Here is a 15,037-nt window from a genome sequence, read left to right on the forward strand (position 1 = left end):
ACTAAGGCGCGAGTTCGACACGGCGGCGGTCTGCAGCCGCTACGGGATATCCTACACCTCGCTGGACCGATGGCTGCTGAATCACGGCCTCGGCTTTCCGCGGCCGAAACTGGGAGGTCGCCGGCGCTTCTGGCTCGAGAGCGAGTTCGATGCCTTCGACGGAGGTAGATGCAGGCCCTCGAATGCCGTCAATTCGCTGCGGGAGCAGGGCTAGGACATGCGAGGAGGGGTTGTCCGGTGTGGCGGGAAGACCCAGGATCGAAAAACGCCTGTACCGGGCTCTTTTTTCGATTTTCTCGTGCGAGGCATTCGGATTTCTCTTCTTCAAAGCGTCCTGCGTCGCGTTCCGGGCTTCTCGCGCGAAGGTCTTGGTTTGGTATCGGTATGGGTCTTGGTGTGTGGCCACCCTCTGCACACGGTGCCTAGGCACTGTGTGGACACTGGCACGACACTGTGTTGTGACGGTCTATGCACGGTGAGGTGAACCACGATGGGCGGGACCCCCGTATCCATTCGTGCCGGCCGTCATTGCCCTCCGCGCACGGTCCTCCGCCCTTTTGTCTCGTTCTGCAGCCTTCTCCATCGAGCGCTTCACCCGCTCGACGTCGGCTGCATAGAACGCTGCGAGGGCCTTTTCCTGGAGTCGTTGGCTGCCGATCTCCTTTAGGCGGCGCTGCGCGCCTTTCGCGTGATCGTCATTCATCGGTGGGTTGTGCTTGAACCATCGCTCGATCAGCACGATCACGGGTGGACCGTCATCGACATCGACAAGCCCTGCTGTGACCAGCGCGGCGCGGGCCTCGCGATACTCGCCGAGTTGCCAATCCAGGTCGACGCAGGCGTAGCCGTCAGGGAGTTCATAGCAGCCACCGCTCGTGACGTGCGCATTGGTGACCAGGTACAGAAAAAGGAATTTCTCTCTTTCTGTGAGCCCGGTGAAGCGCCTCGATCGCCATATGGCCGGCGAGACTTTGTTGAACTCGCGTTCGCTCATCGTGGCGCGCCACCGGCCGGTCTATGGCTCTCGCGGATTGCGTCGCAGCACTGCATCGCAGTCAGCCCAAACATCTCCCGGAGCGCCGGCATCAATGGTCGTGGGCGCTCGACCGGCGACACCGCGAGCAGGAACGCGACTGCTTCGTCGATGGCCGCTGTGTGCACGTGGCTGAGTCCAGTCGAGCCGCCTGTGGGGAGGTCGACCGCGATCACCTCCGCGCTCCGCGTGTGGGGTTCGGGGTGATCAGGCGCTTCAACAGCCAGGCGCGTGCGGTCGGCGTATGGATGATGATCTCTCGACCGCGCTTGGCGAACGGGAGGCCGTCTGCCTTCGAGCGCATCCGCGCGACCTGACGCTTCGTCAGGCCGTTGGCCTTCGCGAACTCGCCCTCGGTCGGCCATTCATCGAATATGCTGTGGTCCACTTGGGAGCTCCTTTTCGAGCGCCAAGCGGGCATGCAAAGCAAACCGGCTGGCGCAGATGAACGGGAAAAGTTCTCTGAACCATCGGGTCGCGGACCGCCCTTGCGGGTCTCAGTCGGCTCTCGTCTGCAGGACAGCGTCGAGGAGCCGAAACGCTCCTGTTCGATGCAGCTAACTTCGTTCAAATATGCGGAAAAAACAAGGTAGGCATTGGCAAGTTATTCACAGGGCCGGACGGCGATATCCCCAAAGCACCGCCCAAAAGCAACTTGCACAATTTGCACACTCACACACGCGAGTTGCGACGATTCGCTGACCTGGTGCTGACGCAGCCTGTCGAACTGCGGCGATGCATTTGAAAATGAAGGTGAAACGCTTTCAGCGCGGAAAATAATGGATTATCTGGAGCCACGTTGGACACGTTGGACACTCACGGGCGTGCGCGCGCGCGACCTGTCAGCCGGATCCGACCGCATCGATGACGACCCACCGCTTTTGGAACTCGGCCTGGTGGCCGCACTTCGGGCAGGTGGTCGCCACGTGGTCGACGAGCTCGAATTCATCGAACGCCCTCGTCTCGTTGCAGCCGGTGCACTCCCAGCGCACCGTCGAGTTTTCGACGTGGATCGTATCGCCGACGCTGAGCACGTCATACGTGCGGCCGCAGTCGCCGCAGATGAGGCGATCGCCGGGTTTGACCGAGGCGGTCCGGCGCTTGATCTCGAAGCCGCAGTCGCACGCGAAGAAGTAAAACTGCCCCATGTTGACGTGCCATATCGGCGACGCGATCACCTCTTTCAGCTTCGAGGCAACATCGTTGCAGGTCTCGCGCAGTTTGGTCGATGAGAACCCGGCGCCATCGATCGTTTGCTGTACCGACGGAACATGCAGTGCGCCGTTGCTGAGCGCGCTGTGGGCCTTGTTGGCCCATCGAACCGAGAACCGCCGCTCGGTCCCCATCGGCTTGAAGCGCAGCGGACCGCCATCTTCCCGAGCCGACCGTATTCCGACATCGCTCGTGGCTCGAGGATCTGCCTGCAACAACTCGTTCAGGACCTGCTTCGGTGTCCAGTGGCGAAGGCCGGATCTCGGAATCTCGTTGCGATAGGCCACCAGGAGACCATAGCAGAGCGATTCGATAGTCAATCGGAGCTCCAGCGCGGCATAACGAATGACGTCGTCGTCGTTCGTCGCGAGAAGGGCCTCGGCTTTGCTGAAATGATCCCGAGCCGCCAGGCGATAGCGAGTGCTGAGGTCATTCATTCACGCCCGCCGATCGGGCATCTGCAGGATTTCGGCGCCTTCGCTCGTGCTTGCGGCCTCGATCAAATCCGCTGCCCGCGTCATCGCCTCGCGAAGCGGGTCGTCGGCGAGATGGGCGTATCGCATGGTGGTCGAGTGGTTGCTGTGCCCCAGCGCGGCCCCGATCATCGGCAGTGAATAGCCGCTCCCCACCAGGGTGCTGGCGAAGCTGTGCCGCAGGTCGTGGACTCGCAGGCTCTTTATCTCCGCTGCCGCCAGCGCCGCTTCCCAGGCTGTGCGAATGTCATTGCGAAAGCCTTCCTTGCTCCGGCCAGGAAACACCCACGCCGAGGCGGGATCCTGTTCCTTCTGGATCTTCGACAGGACCTCCAGGACCGGGGCGGTGATGGGGAGACGGTGGATCTTCTTTTGCTTCGTGGTGGCGGCCGGCTTAGACCAGACCGCTCGTCGAAAATCGATCTGCTCCCAGCGCATGCGGCAGGTCTCGCCGATACGGGCACCGGTTAGCAGCAGCACCCGCATGATCGCTGCAGCCTGCTTGTCATGGAGTGCGTCGATGGCCTTGGCCAACCGTTTCGTCTCGGCCGGCGTGAGGTAGCGCTCCCTGCCTGCGAGGCTGAATTTCTTCACGCCCGCGGCTGGGTTCTCGCCCATGTACCACCGGCGATCGGGGTGCTTGGCGTAGCTGAACAACGTGGAAATCAGCGTGACGCACTGATTGGCCTGATGGCGCCAACCAAGGTCGGTCAATTTCTTGAAAAGCTTCTCGACGTCGGCCCGTTCGACGTCCTCGATCCGCTTTTTGCCGAGGGCAGGCCGGATATGGTTCTTCATCGCGAGTCTGTAGAATTTTCGGCTCGCCGGGCGCAGCGCGGGCAGGTGGTTCGCCTCGAAGTCGTCGCACAGGTCGCTGACCGTCTTGCTGCGCTTCTTCTCGTCCTCAGCTTGGCGGCGTGCCTCCTCGATCTCGCCCATCGGATCGCCGCCGAGGTCGACAACCTTCCGAAGCCGCTTCGCCTCCTGCCGAGCTACGCTGACTTTCCAGTCGCCAGCCGACCCAATTGTGTAGCGTCGCTCTTTACCTGAGCCGCGCACGCGATAGTTGAAGATGAAACTGCGAGCGCCGCCGGAGGTAACGCGAACACCGAATCCAGGCACATCGCCGTCCCAGAAAAGGCGCTGGCCCTTCCCGGGACTCGGTAATTTCGCTATCTCTTTGTCGGAACCGAGCTGTTCTGCCATTTTCGGTGCTCCTGTTCGAAGCCGTGTCAGCGTTGTGTCAGCGCAAGCAATGGTAAATTGTGGCATGTCAAAGGTAAAGAGTAGAAACCATCGGCAAGGCTGCGGCACACATGAAATCAATGGCTTATAAGAGAAAGGGCGAGAATCCCTTGCACGGCAAGGTGTTGAGCCAGGCGGATGGCGCGAAAGCCCGAACTATCCCGGCGGAGTCTGATCCGTACGGGTTTGGGCGAAGCCTGACAGCGACGATCCTGCGGCTTCCACGCCACGCGGCCGCGCTCTGTTTCCTGTCGGCGGCGATTTTCATCGCCATGACGGCACTGGAATTCCTCTACTTCCGCCAGTTGAGCGGCGGCCTGCCGTCACTCGATACGCGCTTTCTCGGTTTCACGCCGGACGAAGGCATGGCCTGGCTGACGTCGCTCGGCCGGCGCGGTGGCGAGATCATTCTCGTCTGGCACTACCTGACCTTCGATCTCTTGTTCCCGGCGCTGTTGTCGATGACGCTGGTCAGCCTGGTCCTCGCCACTGGCCGGCGCCTGAAGAACTTTCGCGTGTTGCCGGGGCAGATACAGTCGATTTTCGCGCTGGTGCTGGTGCTGCCCTACACGCTTGCCGACTATGCCCAGAACATCGCGGTGGCCAGCCTTCTGTCGGATTTCCTCTCGGCCAACCCGGATTCGCTGTCTTTCGCCTCGGCGCTAATCGTCACCAAATTCGCGCTTCTCGCCATCCCGGTCATCGTCATCGCCGTTTTCTGGCTGGTGGCACAGAAGCAACATTGACCTGATCCGGCATCAGGGCAGGAGGTTCCATGAACCAGACCACGATCTTCTGGCCTCTTCTGGCGCATGTGCTGCTGATCTACATTGTCTACGGCGTCATGGGCCGGCGCAGGTATGTCGCCGTCAAGTCAGGCGAGGCCAAGGTCGGCCAGTACAAGGTGCGCTCGACGGAGCCGTCATCCAGCGTCACCGTTGCCAACAATTTGATCAACCAGTTCGAACTGCCGGTGCTTTTCTACGTGCTGTGCCTGGTGCTGCATCTGACCAATGGCGTCAACTATCTGACCCTGGCCCTGATGTGGATCTTTGTCGCGTCGCGCTATTTTCATGCCTGGGTTCACCTGACCAGCAACAATCTGCTCCTGCGCAGCCGGTCTTTCTTCGTCGGGGCGGTGATTCTCTTGGTCGCCTGGATATGGTTCGCGCTTCACCTGCTCGGGGCCGTGTGAGCAGTTACCCCCTCGTGGGAGGGTAGCTTCGCAAACCTAGAGGTCGAACACCGCGATCTTGCGGTTGTCGAACTTGATGCCGATCTCGCCGCGCACCAGCTTCAGCGCCGCCTCGCCGAATACGGCGCGCCGCCAGCCCTGCAGGGCTGGTACGTCGGCGGCTTCTCCTTCGGCCGCGATGCGATCGATGTCGTCGCTGGAGGCCAGCACCTTCGAGGCCACGCCCTCCTTTTCGGCGACGATCCGGAGCAGGACTTTCAAGAGTTCCGCCGCCGCGCTCGAGCCCTCGGGGGGCTGGAAGTTCTTTGGCAGTTTCGGCATCTGCTCCTTGGGCAGGGCGAGGGCGGTGTTGACCGCGCCTAGCAGTGCCGTTGCCGTCGAGGAGCGCTCCCAGCCCTTCGGTGTCGTGCGCAGCTTGCCAAGGGCTGCCGCGTCGCGCGGCGCCTGCTGCGCCACCTCGTAGATGGCGTCGTCCTTGAGCACGCGGCCGCGCGGCACGTCGCGTTCGCGCGCCTCGCGCTCGCGCCATGCGGCCACGGTTTGCACAATCGCCAGTTCCTGCGGCTTGCGCAGCCGCATCTTCAGCCGCTTCCAGGCATCCTCGGGGTGCGGATCGTAGGTCTCGCGCGAGGTCAGGACATCCATTTCCTCGTTCAGCCAGTGGGCGCGGTCTTCCCGCGCCAGCTCGGCACTGAGGTGCTGATAGACCTCGATCAGATGAGTGACGTCGGCCAGCGCATAGTCGAGCTGCTTGTCGGAAAGCGGCCGGTGGCGCCAGTCGGTGAAGCGCGATGACTTGTCGAGCCGCGCGCCGGTGATCCGCTGCACGAGCTGGTCGTAGGAAACACTGTCGCCAAAGCCGCAGACCATCGCCGCCACTTGCGTGTCGAACACCGGATGCGGGACGAGGTCCCCTAGGTGGACGATGATTTCGATGTCCTGCCGCGCGGCATGGAAGACTTTGACCACCGCCTCGTTGGCCATCAGCTTGAAGAACGGCGCGAGGTCGATGTCTGGCGACAGCGGGTCGATCAGCGCCGTCACGCCAGGTGCGGCCATCTGGATCAGGCACAGGATCGGCCAAAAGGTCGTTTCGCGAATGAATTCGGTGTCGACGGTGACGAAATCCGACTTTTCGAAAGCGGCGAGAACGGTCTCGAGTTCTTTCTGGGTGGTGATGACGTGCATCAAATCGCTTTTGGCAAAGAGTAGGGCCTTCTTCAATTTCAGCCGGCAAGGCTTTCGTCAAGCGCCGGCACCGTCGTTACGACCCCACCGGACCGTCCGGGTCGCTGTTTCTTCTCGCCAGTCGCGCGAAAACCGTCGAGGTGCGCAAAAGCGCGGTGAAGCGACCCCGCTTGCCCGCCGGTACGCCCGACCGGGCCTGCATCCGGTAGAGAATGACGGCGATGAAGATCGCGTAGACCAGGGCGCTGAACACGAACAGCGCGCTCGGCCCGAAATACTGCATCGCCGTCGAGGCGGCGAACGGCCCGCCAATGGCGCCGAAGGAGTAGAACAGCATCAGCGCCGCGTTGATCAGCACGAACTCGCCCGTGTCGGCGCGGTCGTTGGAATGTGCCGCCGACAGTGAATAGAGCGGCATGGCGAAACAGCCGAAGATGAAGATGATGACGAAGTTAAGCGCCGGATTGCTGCCGGCGATGAACACCAGCGCCAGTGCTGCCAGCATCGCGCAGCAGGTCGTTATCAACAGCACCCGGCGCCGATCCCAGCGGTCGGAGAGGTAGCCGAGAGGATACTGGATGATGGCGCCGCCAAAGATACCGACGCTGACGAAGGTGACGACATCGGCGACCGACATGCCGATCTGCTCGGCATAGACAGGGGACAGGGTGCGAAAGGCGCTGTTGGTGACGCCGACGGCGATGCAGCCGAAGCAGCCGAGCGGCGAAATCCGCCAGACGCGCGCCAGGTCGAGCTTGACGTCCTCGGGCGGTGTCGGGTTGGAGCGGTCGCCGAGCGAGACCGGCACCAGCGAGAGCGTGATCATGATCGACATGATGGCGAAGATGGTGAAGCCGCCGGCGCCGAAAACGGGAATCAGGAACTGGGCGCCGGTCACGGAGCCGGTGTCGACCATCCGGTAGATCGCCAGCACGCGGGCGCGATCCTTGTTGGCGACGCCTGAATTCAGCCAGCTTTCGACGATGGTGAAGAGCCCGGCGAAACAGAAGCCGCCGACAAAGCGGACCGCGCACCACATCACCGGATCGAGGACCAGCACCAGCAGCAAGGTGCCGACCGAGGCGATCGCGGCCAGCGCTGAAAACGCCCTGATATGGCCGACCGCCTTCATGATGCGTGTGATGGCCAGGCAGCCGAGCAGGAAGCCGGCGAAGTAAAAGGTCCCCATCAGGCCGATGGCGGAGGCGGAAAACCCCTCCTGCGCGCCGCGCAGTGCGATCAGCGTGCTCTGCAGCCCATTGCCGCCGAGCAGGATGCCGGCAGCGAGAAGGAGCGGGAGCAGCGGGCGGATGGAGGACATGAAGGGGTGATCACGTGTTGGTGATCCTTCTTGGACCATCACCTTGGCCAATGCCAGCAGCAATTCCCGGCAAGACCTCTGCCGCCAGCCTCGCTTGCCTTGACAAATCCAGCCTCCCATGCGCTTTTCGCGCAAATTTTGGGCCGGGCTTTGACGCTTTGGCCCGCAACCCAGCACCCCGGACTTTTACCAATGACAATGCACCGCTACCGCAGCCATACCTGTGCCCAGTTGAGAAAGAGCGACGTCGGCTCGACCGTTCGCCTGTCGGGCTGGGTGCATCGCGTGCGAGATCATGGTGGCCTGCTCTTCATCGACCTGCGCGACCACTACGGCCTGACCCAGATCGTCGCCGATCCGGATTCGCCGGCCTTCAAGGTCGCCGAGACCGTGCGCGGCGAATGGGTTATCCGCGTCGACGGCGAGGTCAAGGCGCGCTTGCCAGAGACCACGAACGCCAACCTGCCGACCGGCGAGATCGAGATTTTCGCCCGCGAGATCGAGGTCCTGTCGGCGGCCAAGGAATTGCCGCTGCCGGTGTTCGGCGAGCCGGACTATCCCGAGGATATCCGCCTGAAGTATCGCTTCCTCGACCTGCGCCGCGACACGTTGCACAAGAACATCGTGGCGCGGACCAAGATCATCGCCGAGATGCGCAGGCGGATGGGTGAGGTCGGCTTCACCGAATTCTCGACGCCGATCCTAACCGCCTCGTCGCCGGAAGGGGCGCGCGACTTCCTGGTGCCGTCGCGCATCCATCCCGGCACCTTCTACGCGCTGCCGCAGGCGCCGCAGCAGTACAAGCAGCTGATCATGGTGTCGGGCTTCGACCGCTATTTCCAGATCGCGCCCTGCTTCCGCGATGAAGACCCGCGCGCCGACCGCCTGCCCGGCGAGTTCTACCAGCTCGACCTTGAAATGAGTTTCGTCGAGCAGGACGACGTGCTTTCGACCATGGAACCGGTGATGCGGGGCGTGTTCGAGACTTTCGCCAACGGCAAGCCGGTGACGCAGAAATTCCAGCGCATTCCCTATGATGTCGCCATGCGCAAATACGGCTCCGACAAGCCAGACCTGCGCAACCCGATCGAGATGCAGGCTGTCTCCGATCACTTCCGCGATTCCGGCTTCAAGGTGTTCGCCAATATCCTCGCCAACGACCAGAAGGCCGAGGTGTGGGGCATTCCGGCAAAGACCGGCGGCAGCCGTGCCTTCTGCGACCGCATGAACTCCTGGGCGCAGGGCGAAGGCCAGCCGGGACTGGGTTATATCTTCTGGCGCAAGGAGGGCGACAAGCTCGAAGGCGCCGGTCCGCTCGCCAAGAACATCGGTGAGGAGCGCACCGAGGCGATCCGCCAACAGCTCGGCCTTGCCGATGGCGACGCCGCCTTCTTCGTCGCCGGCGACCCGAAGAAGTTCGTCTCGTTTGCCGGTGCGGCGCGCACACGCGCTGGCGAGGAACTGAACCTTGTCGACCGCGAGCGCTTCGAGCTGTGCTGGATCGTCGACTTCCCCTTCTTCGAATGGAACGAGGAGGAGAAGAAGATCGACTTCGCCCACAACCCGTTCTCGATGCCGCAGGGCGGCATCGATGCGCTGAACGGCGAGGACCTGCTCGGCATCAAGGCCTTCCAGTACGATATGGTCTGCAACGGGTTCGAGATCGCCAGCGGCGGCATTCGAAACCATCTGCCCGAAACCATGGTCAAGGCGTTCGAGACGGTCGGGCTCGACCGCGCCACGGTCGAGGAGCGCTTTGGCGGCCTCTACCGTGCCTTCCAGTATGGCGCGCCACCGCATGGCGGCATGGCAGCCGGCGTCGACCGCGTCGTCATGCTGCTGGTAGGCGCCAAGAATCTGCGTGAGATCACCATGTTCCCGATGAACCAGCAGGCCTACGACCTGTTGATGAACGCCCCTTCGGAAGCGAGCCCCCAGCAGCTTCGCGAACTGGCGCTGCGCGTTGCGGTGACCAAGAAGGACGCATGATCGCGAGCTTCGGGCGACGTTTTAAAAAACAACCCGAACCGATTCTTTCGATTCGCTAATCCATAAAAAAAAGCCCGGCATTGCTGCCGGGCTTTTGCGCATGTCGAGGTCGCTTCGATCAGTCTTCGTTGGCCTTGACCGACACGCCGAGCGTCTTCGGCAGGTCGAGCGGGTTGGACATGGCGCCCGCCATGATCAGCGCGAACGGCACCGATGCCGGCGGCTCGGCCGAAACTTCGAGGCTCTTCGGATCGTCGAGATATTTGCTGACCGCGGCCGTCACTTGCGCTGTCAGTTCCGGGTTGTTGAGCTGCGCCATGCCGAACGGCACGATCGCCTTGGCCTGGTTGGCGATGTCCTTGCCGGACATGCCTTGCTGCTTGCCGACATACTCCAGCACCTTGTTGGTCAAAGAATCATCGTCGAAGCGGATCGAGGCGCTGTTGAACGAAAGCTGCTGCAGCAGGCCGAGCATGGCCATGCCTTGCGCCGAATTGTCGGCGCCTTCGGGCTGCGCCGCCATCTTCTTCTGCATCTCCTGCAGCGACTTGATGAAGTCCATCGTGTAGCCGCCGAGATCGAAGGTCATGCCGAGCGTGCCGGCGTTCTCGACGGAAATGTCGTATTTCGACAGTTCCATCTTGCCGTCAGCCGGCTGCCAGGTGCCGGCCATCTCGAAATTGCCCGCGATGTTCTGGTAGCCGAGCGCGTCGATGACTTCCTTGGATTTGGGGTCGTCGACCAGCGTCAGGTCGGCGTTGAACTTCTCCGTCGTGCCGGTGAATTCCATCGCCTTGCCGTCGGCCGGCGGTGTGATCTCGATGGCGAGCCCATCCATCGAAAAGGCGGTCTTGTCGGCGACCTTGACCGTCATGTTCGAGAGTTCGGCGGACTTGTACATCATCAGCGAACCCAGCGGGCCGGTGGCGCCGTCGGCCGGAACCGTCATGTCATGGATGACGAAGGGGCTGAGATTGAGAGTGACGCCATCCTTGCTGTGCTCGAACGCCGACGTCGAGACAGTCGCGATGTCATAGCCGCCGTTTGCCGCGGTGACGCCTTCGAGTTTGACGTCGCCGATGACAAGAGCTTCCTTTTCGGCCGCCGGTTTGACCGAGACGCCCTGCAGCACCATGCTGGTGTTGTCACCGGTTACGCCGGTCCAGGAGACGTCCACACCCTGGGCGGCAAGTGCTGCCTTCAGCCGGTCGGCGACCGCCGTATCCTGTGCGAGGGCCGCGTTCAGCGGCAGCGTGAGCAAAAAGGTCGAAAAAGCGAGTTTCTGGAGAGTCGAGCGTTTGATTGTCATCGCGAGTTCCCTGAGAGTGTCCTGAAATTGTTTTTTCAATTCTTTGCGCCATCACCATTCCGTGACGAACTGGACGGGAAAAAGGCGTGTCCCGGCACAATGGTCAAAAATCACGGCGAAAGGCAAATCCGATCCCACCGTCTTTGCGCAAACCGGTGAATTTGTCATGAATATCCGGTTGCCGGATGTCACTGCGCTTGGCCATAGAGACCGCATGTAACGAGTTGATGTTGGCCAATATCCTCCAAGGCACGGTTTGATGTTGCAGAACGGGCAGGACATCTGCCTGCCTCTTGCCGCGAATCATCCGCTCGGCTAGTCCCAGCCCATGGGAAAAAGGCTTTTGCCGCCTCAAGATGGCGGCGGCGATCATATCGAACCGGTCGATCTGAAGAAGGCGCTGGAAGAGCGCTATCTTGCCTATGCGCTGTCGACCATCATGCACCGGGCGCTTCCCGACGTGCGCGACGGGCTGAAGCCGGTCCATCGCCGCATCATGCATGCCATGCGCCTGCTGCGCCTCAATCCCGACCAGGGCTTTGCCAAATGCGCCCGCATCGTCGGCGAGGTGATGGGCAAGTTCCACCCGCATGGCGACCAGTCGATCTATGACGCGCTGGTGCGGCTGGCGCAGGATTTCTCGATGCGCTACCCGCTGGTCGACGGGCAGGGCAATTTCGGCAACATCGACGGCGATAACGCCGCCGCCATGCGTTACACCGAAGCGCGCATGACCGATGTGGCGACCGAGCTTTTGTCCGGCATCACCGAGGACGCCGTCGACTATCGGCCGACCTACAATGAAGAGGATGAGGAGCCGGTGGTCTTGCCCGGCGCCTTTCCGAACCTGTTGGCCAACGGCTCGTCCGGCATCGCGGTCGGCATGGCGACATCGATCCCACCGCACAACGCGGCCGAGCTTTGTGATGCGGCACTTCACTTGATCGAGCATCGCGATGCACCGGTGGCGAAGCTGATGGACTTCGTCCAGGGCCCGGATTTTCCGACCGGCGGCATCATCGTCGACAGCCGCGCCTCTATCCTCGAAGCCTATGAGACCGGGCGCGGCGGCTTTCGTGTCCGGTCGAAGTGGAGCCAGGAGGACCAGGGCAGGGGCACCTGGAGCATCGTCGTCACCGAAATTCCCTATGGCGTGCAGAAGGCGCGGCTGATCGAGAAGATCGCCGAGCTGTTGATGGCGCGCAAATTGCCGCTGCTCGAGGATATCAGGGACGAGAGCGCCGAGGACATCCGCGTCGTGCTGGTGCCGAAGAGCCGTTCTGTCGACCCCGGCATCCTGATGGAATCGCTGTTCAAGCTTACCGAGCTCGAAAGCCGTTTCCCGCTCAACATGAATGTCTTGTCGCGGGGCAAGGTGCCCAACGTCTTGTCGCTGAAGGGCGTTCTGCAGGAATGGCTCGAGCACCGCCGCGATGTCTTGATCCGCCGCTCGAAACATCGGCTCGGCGAGATCGAAAAGCGGCTGGAGATTCTGGCCGGCTACCTGATCGCCTACCTCAACATCGACGAGGTGATCAGGATCATCCGCGAAGAGGATGAGCCCAAGCAGGTGATGATGGCCCGCTGGTCGCTCACCGACACCCAGACCGAAGCCATCCTCAACATGCGGCTGCGCGCGCTGCGCAAGCTGGAAGAATTCGAGATCCGCAAGGAATTCGACGGCTTGAGCGCCGAGAAGAAGCAGATCGAGGCACTGCTTGCTTCAAACGACAAGCAATGGGCAACCATCAAATGGGAAGTCACCAACATCCGTGACAAGTTCGGCCCGGAGACCGAACTCGGCAAGCGCCGCACCCAGTTCGCCGATGCGCCAGAGCACGACCTGACCGACATTGCGCACGCCATGATCGAGCGCGAGCCGGTCACCGTGGTCGTCTCGGAAAAGGGCTGGCTGAGAGCCATGAAGGGCCATCTGGCCGATCTCTCGACCCTGACCTTCAAGGAAGGCGACAGCCTCAAGCTCGCCTTCCATGCCCAGACCACCGACAAGGTGCTCGTCTTCACCACCGGCGGCAAATTCTACACCATCGGCGCCGACCGGCTGCCCGGCGGGCGTGGCCACGGCGAGCCGATCCGCATCATCGTCGACATGGACAATGACCAGGACATCGTCACCGCTTTCGTTCACGATCCGAAGCGCAAGCTCTTGCTGGTCTCGCATGACGCCAATGGCTTCATCGTGCCGGAGGAAGAGGTGGTCGCCAACACCCGCAAGGGCAAGCAGGTGATGAACGTCAAGGCGCCCGATGAAGCGCAGCGCTGCGTGCCGGTCGCGGGCGATCATCTGGCTATCGTCGGCGAGAACCGCAAGATGCTGGTGTTCGCGCTTTCCGAGATTCCGGAAATGGGGCGCGGCAAGGGCGTGCGCCTGCAGAAATACAAGGATGGCGGCCTTCTCGACCTCAAGCCGTTCACGCTCGAGACCGGCCTCACCTGGCAGGATTCTGCCGACCGCACCTTCACCAGATCGCGCGAGGAACTGGCCGAATGGATCGGCGCTCGTGCTTCGGCTGGACGCATGGTGCCAAAAGGGTTCCCCAGGACGGGGAAGTTCGGTTAAAGCCGGGCATATCGCTGACTGACAGCCTGCCGGGTCCACGCTGCTTCGCAACGTCCGGGCGTTCGCCGGCCTTCACATGCCATCTGGCACGATGAATTCGCCTTCGGCGGACTAGTAGTTCACCCGCCCTCGAGCGGGGAGCGCAGCGGCTGCACCAGCACCATTTGGAATGTCGTCACGATTGCTGCACTATATCAGTGCATAAGTGGGAAGGTGTTGGGAGAGGCAGGCGTTTGAAGGAAGCAAAAATCCAGAAGCCGGAACGTCAGCAGCGCCTGTTTGGCCTGTCGACGCCGTTGAGGTCCGCCGTCATCCCGCCGCTGTCGGCGGCGCGCTGGCTGCTGGTGCTGATCGTCGCCGCCGGCGTCTACTTCTTTCACGGTTTCCTGTTTCCTGTGCTGGCGGCGCTTGTCATCGCTTTCGCCAGCTGGCCGCTTTATCGGCGGCTGCTGGCCGGCGTCGGCGGCAACCGCACCATCGCCGCGACCTTTGCCATCCTGTTCATCCTCGCCTTCCTGGTCATCCCGATCGCGCTTGCCGGCACCTACGCCATCAACGAGGTGCGCGAGTGGGTCGGCTGGGCGATCGAGACCAACCGGCACGGTGCCGTCACGCCGCACTGGATCGCCACGCTGCCTGTCGTGGGCGAGTGGTTGAACGAGCAGTGGACCACGAATATCGGCCATCCCGGCGGCATTGGTGAACTGATCCAGCTGGTCAGCGGCGCCAATATCGGCAGCATCTATCGCGGCGTGCTGGCTGCCGGCGGCAGTGCTTTCGGCCTGCTGTTGACGTTGTTGTTCATGATGATCGCGCTGTTCTTCGCCTATCGTGACGGCGAGCACTTCGCTGGTCAGGTCGATCGTCTTGGCGAACGCATCCTGCCGACGAGATGGGAGCGGATTTCGCGCGTCGTGCCGGCGACGATCTCTTCGACCGTGACCGGCATGACCGTCATCGCCATCGGCGAGGGGCTGGTGCTGGGCGTCGCCTACTGGCTGGCCGGCGTTCCGTCCCCGGTAACGCTCGGGGCCCTGACAGGTGTCATGGCGCTTATCCCCGGCGGCGCGCCACTGTCCTTCACCCTGGTCTCGATCTATCTCGCCGCCAGCGGCTCGCCCATGGCCGGGCTGGCGCTGTTCTTGTGGGGCGCGGTCGAACTGTTCATCGTCGACAAGACATTGCGCCCGAAGCTCGTCGGCGGGCCGATAAAACTGCCCTTCCTGCCCACCTTTTTCGGCCTGATCGGTGGCGTCAAGACGATGGGTTTTCTCGGCCTGTTCATCGGCCCGGTGCTGATGGCCCTGCTGGTTGCGATCTGGCGCGAATGGCTGCGCGAGGTGGAACTGGCCGATGAGGTGGTTCCCGATTCGCTGGCGGAAATCGAAGCTGGTCGGCGGATAGAGGTTCTGCCGGAGCCGGTCGCGGTGAAGAAAGCCAGCGCCTGATCCCGAATGCCGGCTTGCGCCATGACGCTAGAGCCTGTTCCAT

Annotated in this window: 13 protein-coding genes; 5 read left to right on the plus strand and 8 right to left on the minus strand. The window is 62.3% G+C overall.

Annotation, left to right across the window (positions count from 1 at the left end; genetic code table 11):
• Nucleotides 1-466: 466 nt before the first annotated feature.
• From NR193_RS10260 to NR193_RS10275, 4 genes are all read right to left on the minus strand, one after another.
• The gene (locus NR193_RS10260; RefSeq protein WP_256750746.1) at nucleotides 467-994 is read right to left on the minus strand and encodes a hypothetical protein; all 528 of its coding nucleotides are present in this window, start codon (nucleotides 992-994) and stop codon (nucleotides 467-469) included.
• A gap of 211 nt (nucleotides 995-1,205) precedes the next feature.
• A complete protein-coding gene (locus NR193_RS10265; RefSeq protein ID WP_256750747.1) occupies nucleotides 1,206-1,421 on the minus strand; it encodes a hypothetical protein in 216 nt (71 codons plus the stop codon).
• Between the two features lie 454 nt (nucleotides 1,422-1,875).
• Entirely contained in the window at nucleotides 1,876-2,682 is an 807-nt protein-coding gene (locus tag NR193_RS10270; protein ID WP_256750748.1) for a hypothetical protein, read from the minus strand.
• A complete protein-coding gene (locus NR193_RS10275) occupies nucleotides 2,683-3,924 on the minus strand; it encodes a site-specific integrase (RefSeq protein ID WP_256750749.1) in 1,242 nt (413 codons plus the stop codon).
• A 236-nt stretch (nucleotides 3,925-4,160) separates the two neighbouring features.
• Between NR193_RS10275 and NR193_RS10280 the strand changes: the two genes are divergently transcribed.
• Together NR193_RS10280 and NR193_RS10285 are read left to right on the plus strand one after the other, a co-directional pair.
• Complete coding sequence (locus tag NR193_RS10280) at nucleotides 4,161-4,709, plus strand: hypothetical protein (RefSeq protein WP_256751021.1); 549 nt, start codon at nucleotides 4,161-4,163, stop codon at nucleotides 4,707-4,709.
• Between the two features lie 29 nt (nucleotides 4,710-4,738).
• Entirely contained in the window at nucleotides 4,739-5,158 is a 420-nt protein-coding gene (locus NR193_RS10285; protein ID WP_256750750.1) for an MAPEG family protein, read from the plus strand.
• Nucleotides 5,159-5,194: 36 nt separating this feature from the next.
• On the opposite strand, the gene rnd is transcribed toward NR193_RS10285, so the two are convergent.
• Together rnd and NR193_RS10295 are read right to left on the minus strand one after the other, a co-directional pair.
• The gene (rnd, locus tag NR193_RS10290) at nucleotides 5,195-6,346 is read right to left on the minus strand and encodes a ribonuclease D (protein ID WP_091577521.1); all 1,152 of its coding nucleotides are present in this window, start codon (nucleotides 6,344-6,346) and stop codon (nucleotides 5,195-5,197) included.
• A gap of 76 nt (nucleotides 6,347-6,422) precedes the next feature.
• Complete coding sequence (locus tag NR193_RS10295) at nucleotides 6,423-7,667, minus strand: MFS transporter (RefSeq protein WP_256750751.1); 1,245 nt, start codon at nucleotides 7,665-7,667, stop codon at nucleotides 6,423-6,425.
• Nucleotides 7,668-7,865: 198 nt separating this feature from the next.
• On the opposite strand from NR193_RS10295, the gene aspS reads away from it, so the two are divergent.
• Nucleotides 7,866-9,656: an aspartate--tRNA ligase gene (gene aspS, locus NR193_RS10300; protein ID WP_256751022.1), complete on the plus strand. Its 1,791-nt coding sequence runs from the start codon at nucleotides 7,866-7,868 to the stop codon at nucleotides 9,654-9,656.
• Nucleotides 9,657-9,774: 118 nt separating this feature from the next.
• Here aspS and NR193_RS10305 read toward each other — a convergent pair whose 3' ends face one another.
• Entirely contained in the window at nucleotides 9,775-10,965 is a 1,191-nt protein-coding gene (locus NR193_RS10305) for a hypothetical protein (RefSeq protein ID WP_256750752.1), read from the minus strand.
• A gap of 103 nt (nucleotides 10,966-11,068) precedes the next feature.
• Nucleotides 11,069-11,338 carry a hypothetical protein gene (locus NR193_RS10310; protein WP_256751031.1) on the minus strand — a complete coding sequence of 90 codons (270 nt, stop codon included), beginning with the start codon at nucleotides 11,336-11,338 and terminating at the stop codon, nucleotides 11,069-11,071.
• On the opposite strand from NR193_RS10310, the gene parC reads away from it, so the two are divergent.
• Together parC and NR193_RS10320 are read left to right on the plus strand one after the other, a co-directional pair.
• Nucleotides 11,294-13,546: a DNA topoisomerase IV subunit A gene (parC, locus tag NR193_RS10315; RefSeq protein WP_256750753.1), complete on the plus strand. Its 2,253-nt coding sequence runs from the start codon at nucleotides 11,294-11,296 to the stop codon at nucleotides 13,544-13,546. The two genes, NR193_RS10310 and parC, sit on opposite strands and share 45 nt — an antisense overlap.
• A gap of 233 nt (nucleotides 13,547-13,779) precedes the next feature.
• Nucleotides 13,780-14,994: an AI-2E family transporter gene (locus NR193_RS10320; protein ID WP_256750754.1), complete on the plus strand. Its 1,215-nt coding sequence runs from the start codon at nucleotides 13,780-13,782 to the stop codon at nucleotides 14,992-14,994.
• Nucleotides 14,995-15,037: the final 43 nt, after the last annotated feature.

This window comes from Mesorhizobium sp. Mes31, assembly GCF_024519675.1.
Classification (GTDB): Bacteria; Pseudomonadota; Alphaproteobacteria; order Rhizobiales; family Rhizobiaceae; genus Mesorhizobium.

Coding starts and splice junctions, on each gene's coding strand:
- NR193_RS10285 (WP_256750750.1), top strand. CDS start 4,739: ATGAACCAGACCACGATCTTCTGGCCTCTTCTGGCGCATGTGCTGCTG.
- NR193_RS10270 (WP_256750748.1), bottom strand. CDS start 2,682: ATGAATGACCTCAGCACTCGCTATCGCCTGGCGGCTCGGGATCATTTC.
- NR193_RS10275 (WP_256750749.1), bottom strand. CDS start 3,924: ATGGCAGAACAGCTCGGTTCCGACAAAGAGATAGCGAAATTACCGAGT.
- aspS (WP_256751022.1), top strand. CDS start 7,866: ATGCACCGCTACCGCAGCCATACCTGTGCCCAGTTGAGAAAGAGCGAC.
- parC (WP_256750753.1), top strand. CDS start 11,294: ATGGGAAAAAGGCTTTTGCCGCCTCAAGATGGCGGCGGCGATCATATC.
- rnd (WP_091577521.1), bottom strand. CDS start 6,346: ATGCACGTCATCACCACCCAGAAAGAACTCGAGACCGTTCTCGCCGCT.
- NR193_RS10305 (WP_256750752.1), bottom strand. CDS start 10,965: ATGACAATCAAACGCTCGACTCTCCAGAAACTCGCTTTTTCGACCTTT.
- NR193_RS10260 (WP_256750746.1), bottom strand. CDS start 994: ATGAGCGAACGCGAGTTCAACAAAGTCTCGCCGGCCATATGGCGATCG.
- NR193_RS10310 (WP_256751031.1), bottom strand. CDS start 11,338: ATGATCGCCGCCGCCATCTTGAGGCGGCAAAAGCCTTTTTCCCATGGG.
- NR193_RS10295 (WP_256750751.1), bottom strand. CDS start 7,667: ATGTCCTCCATCCGCCCGCTGCTCCCGCTCCTTCTCGCTGCCGGCATC.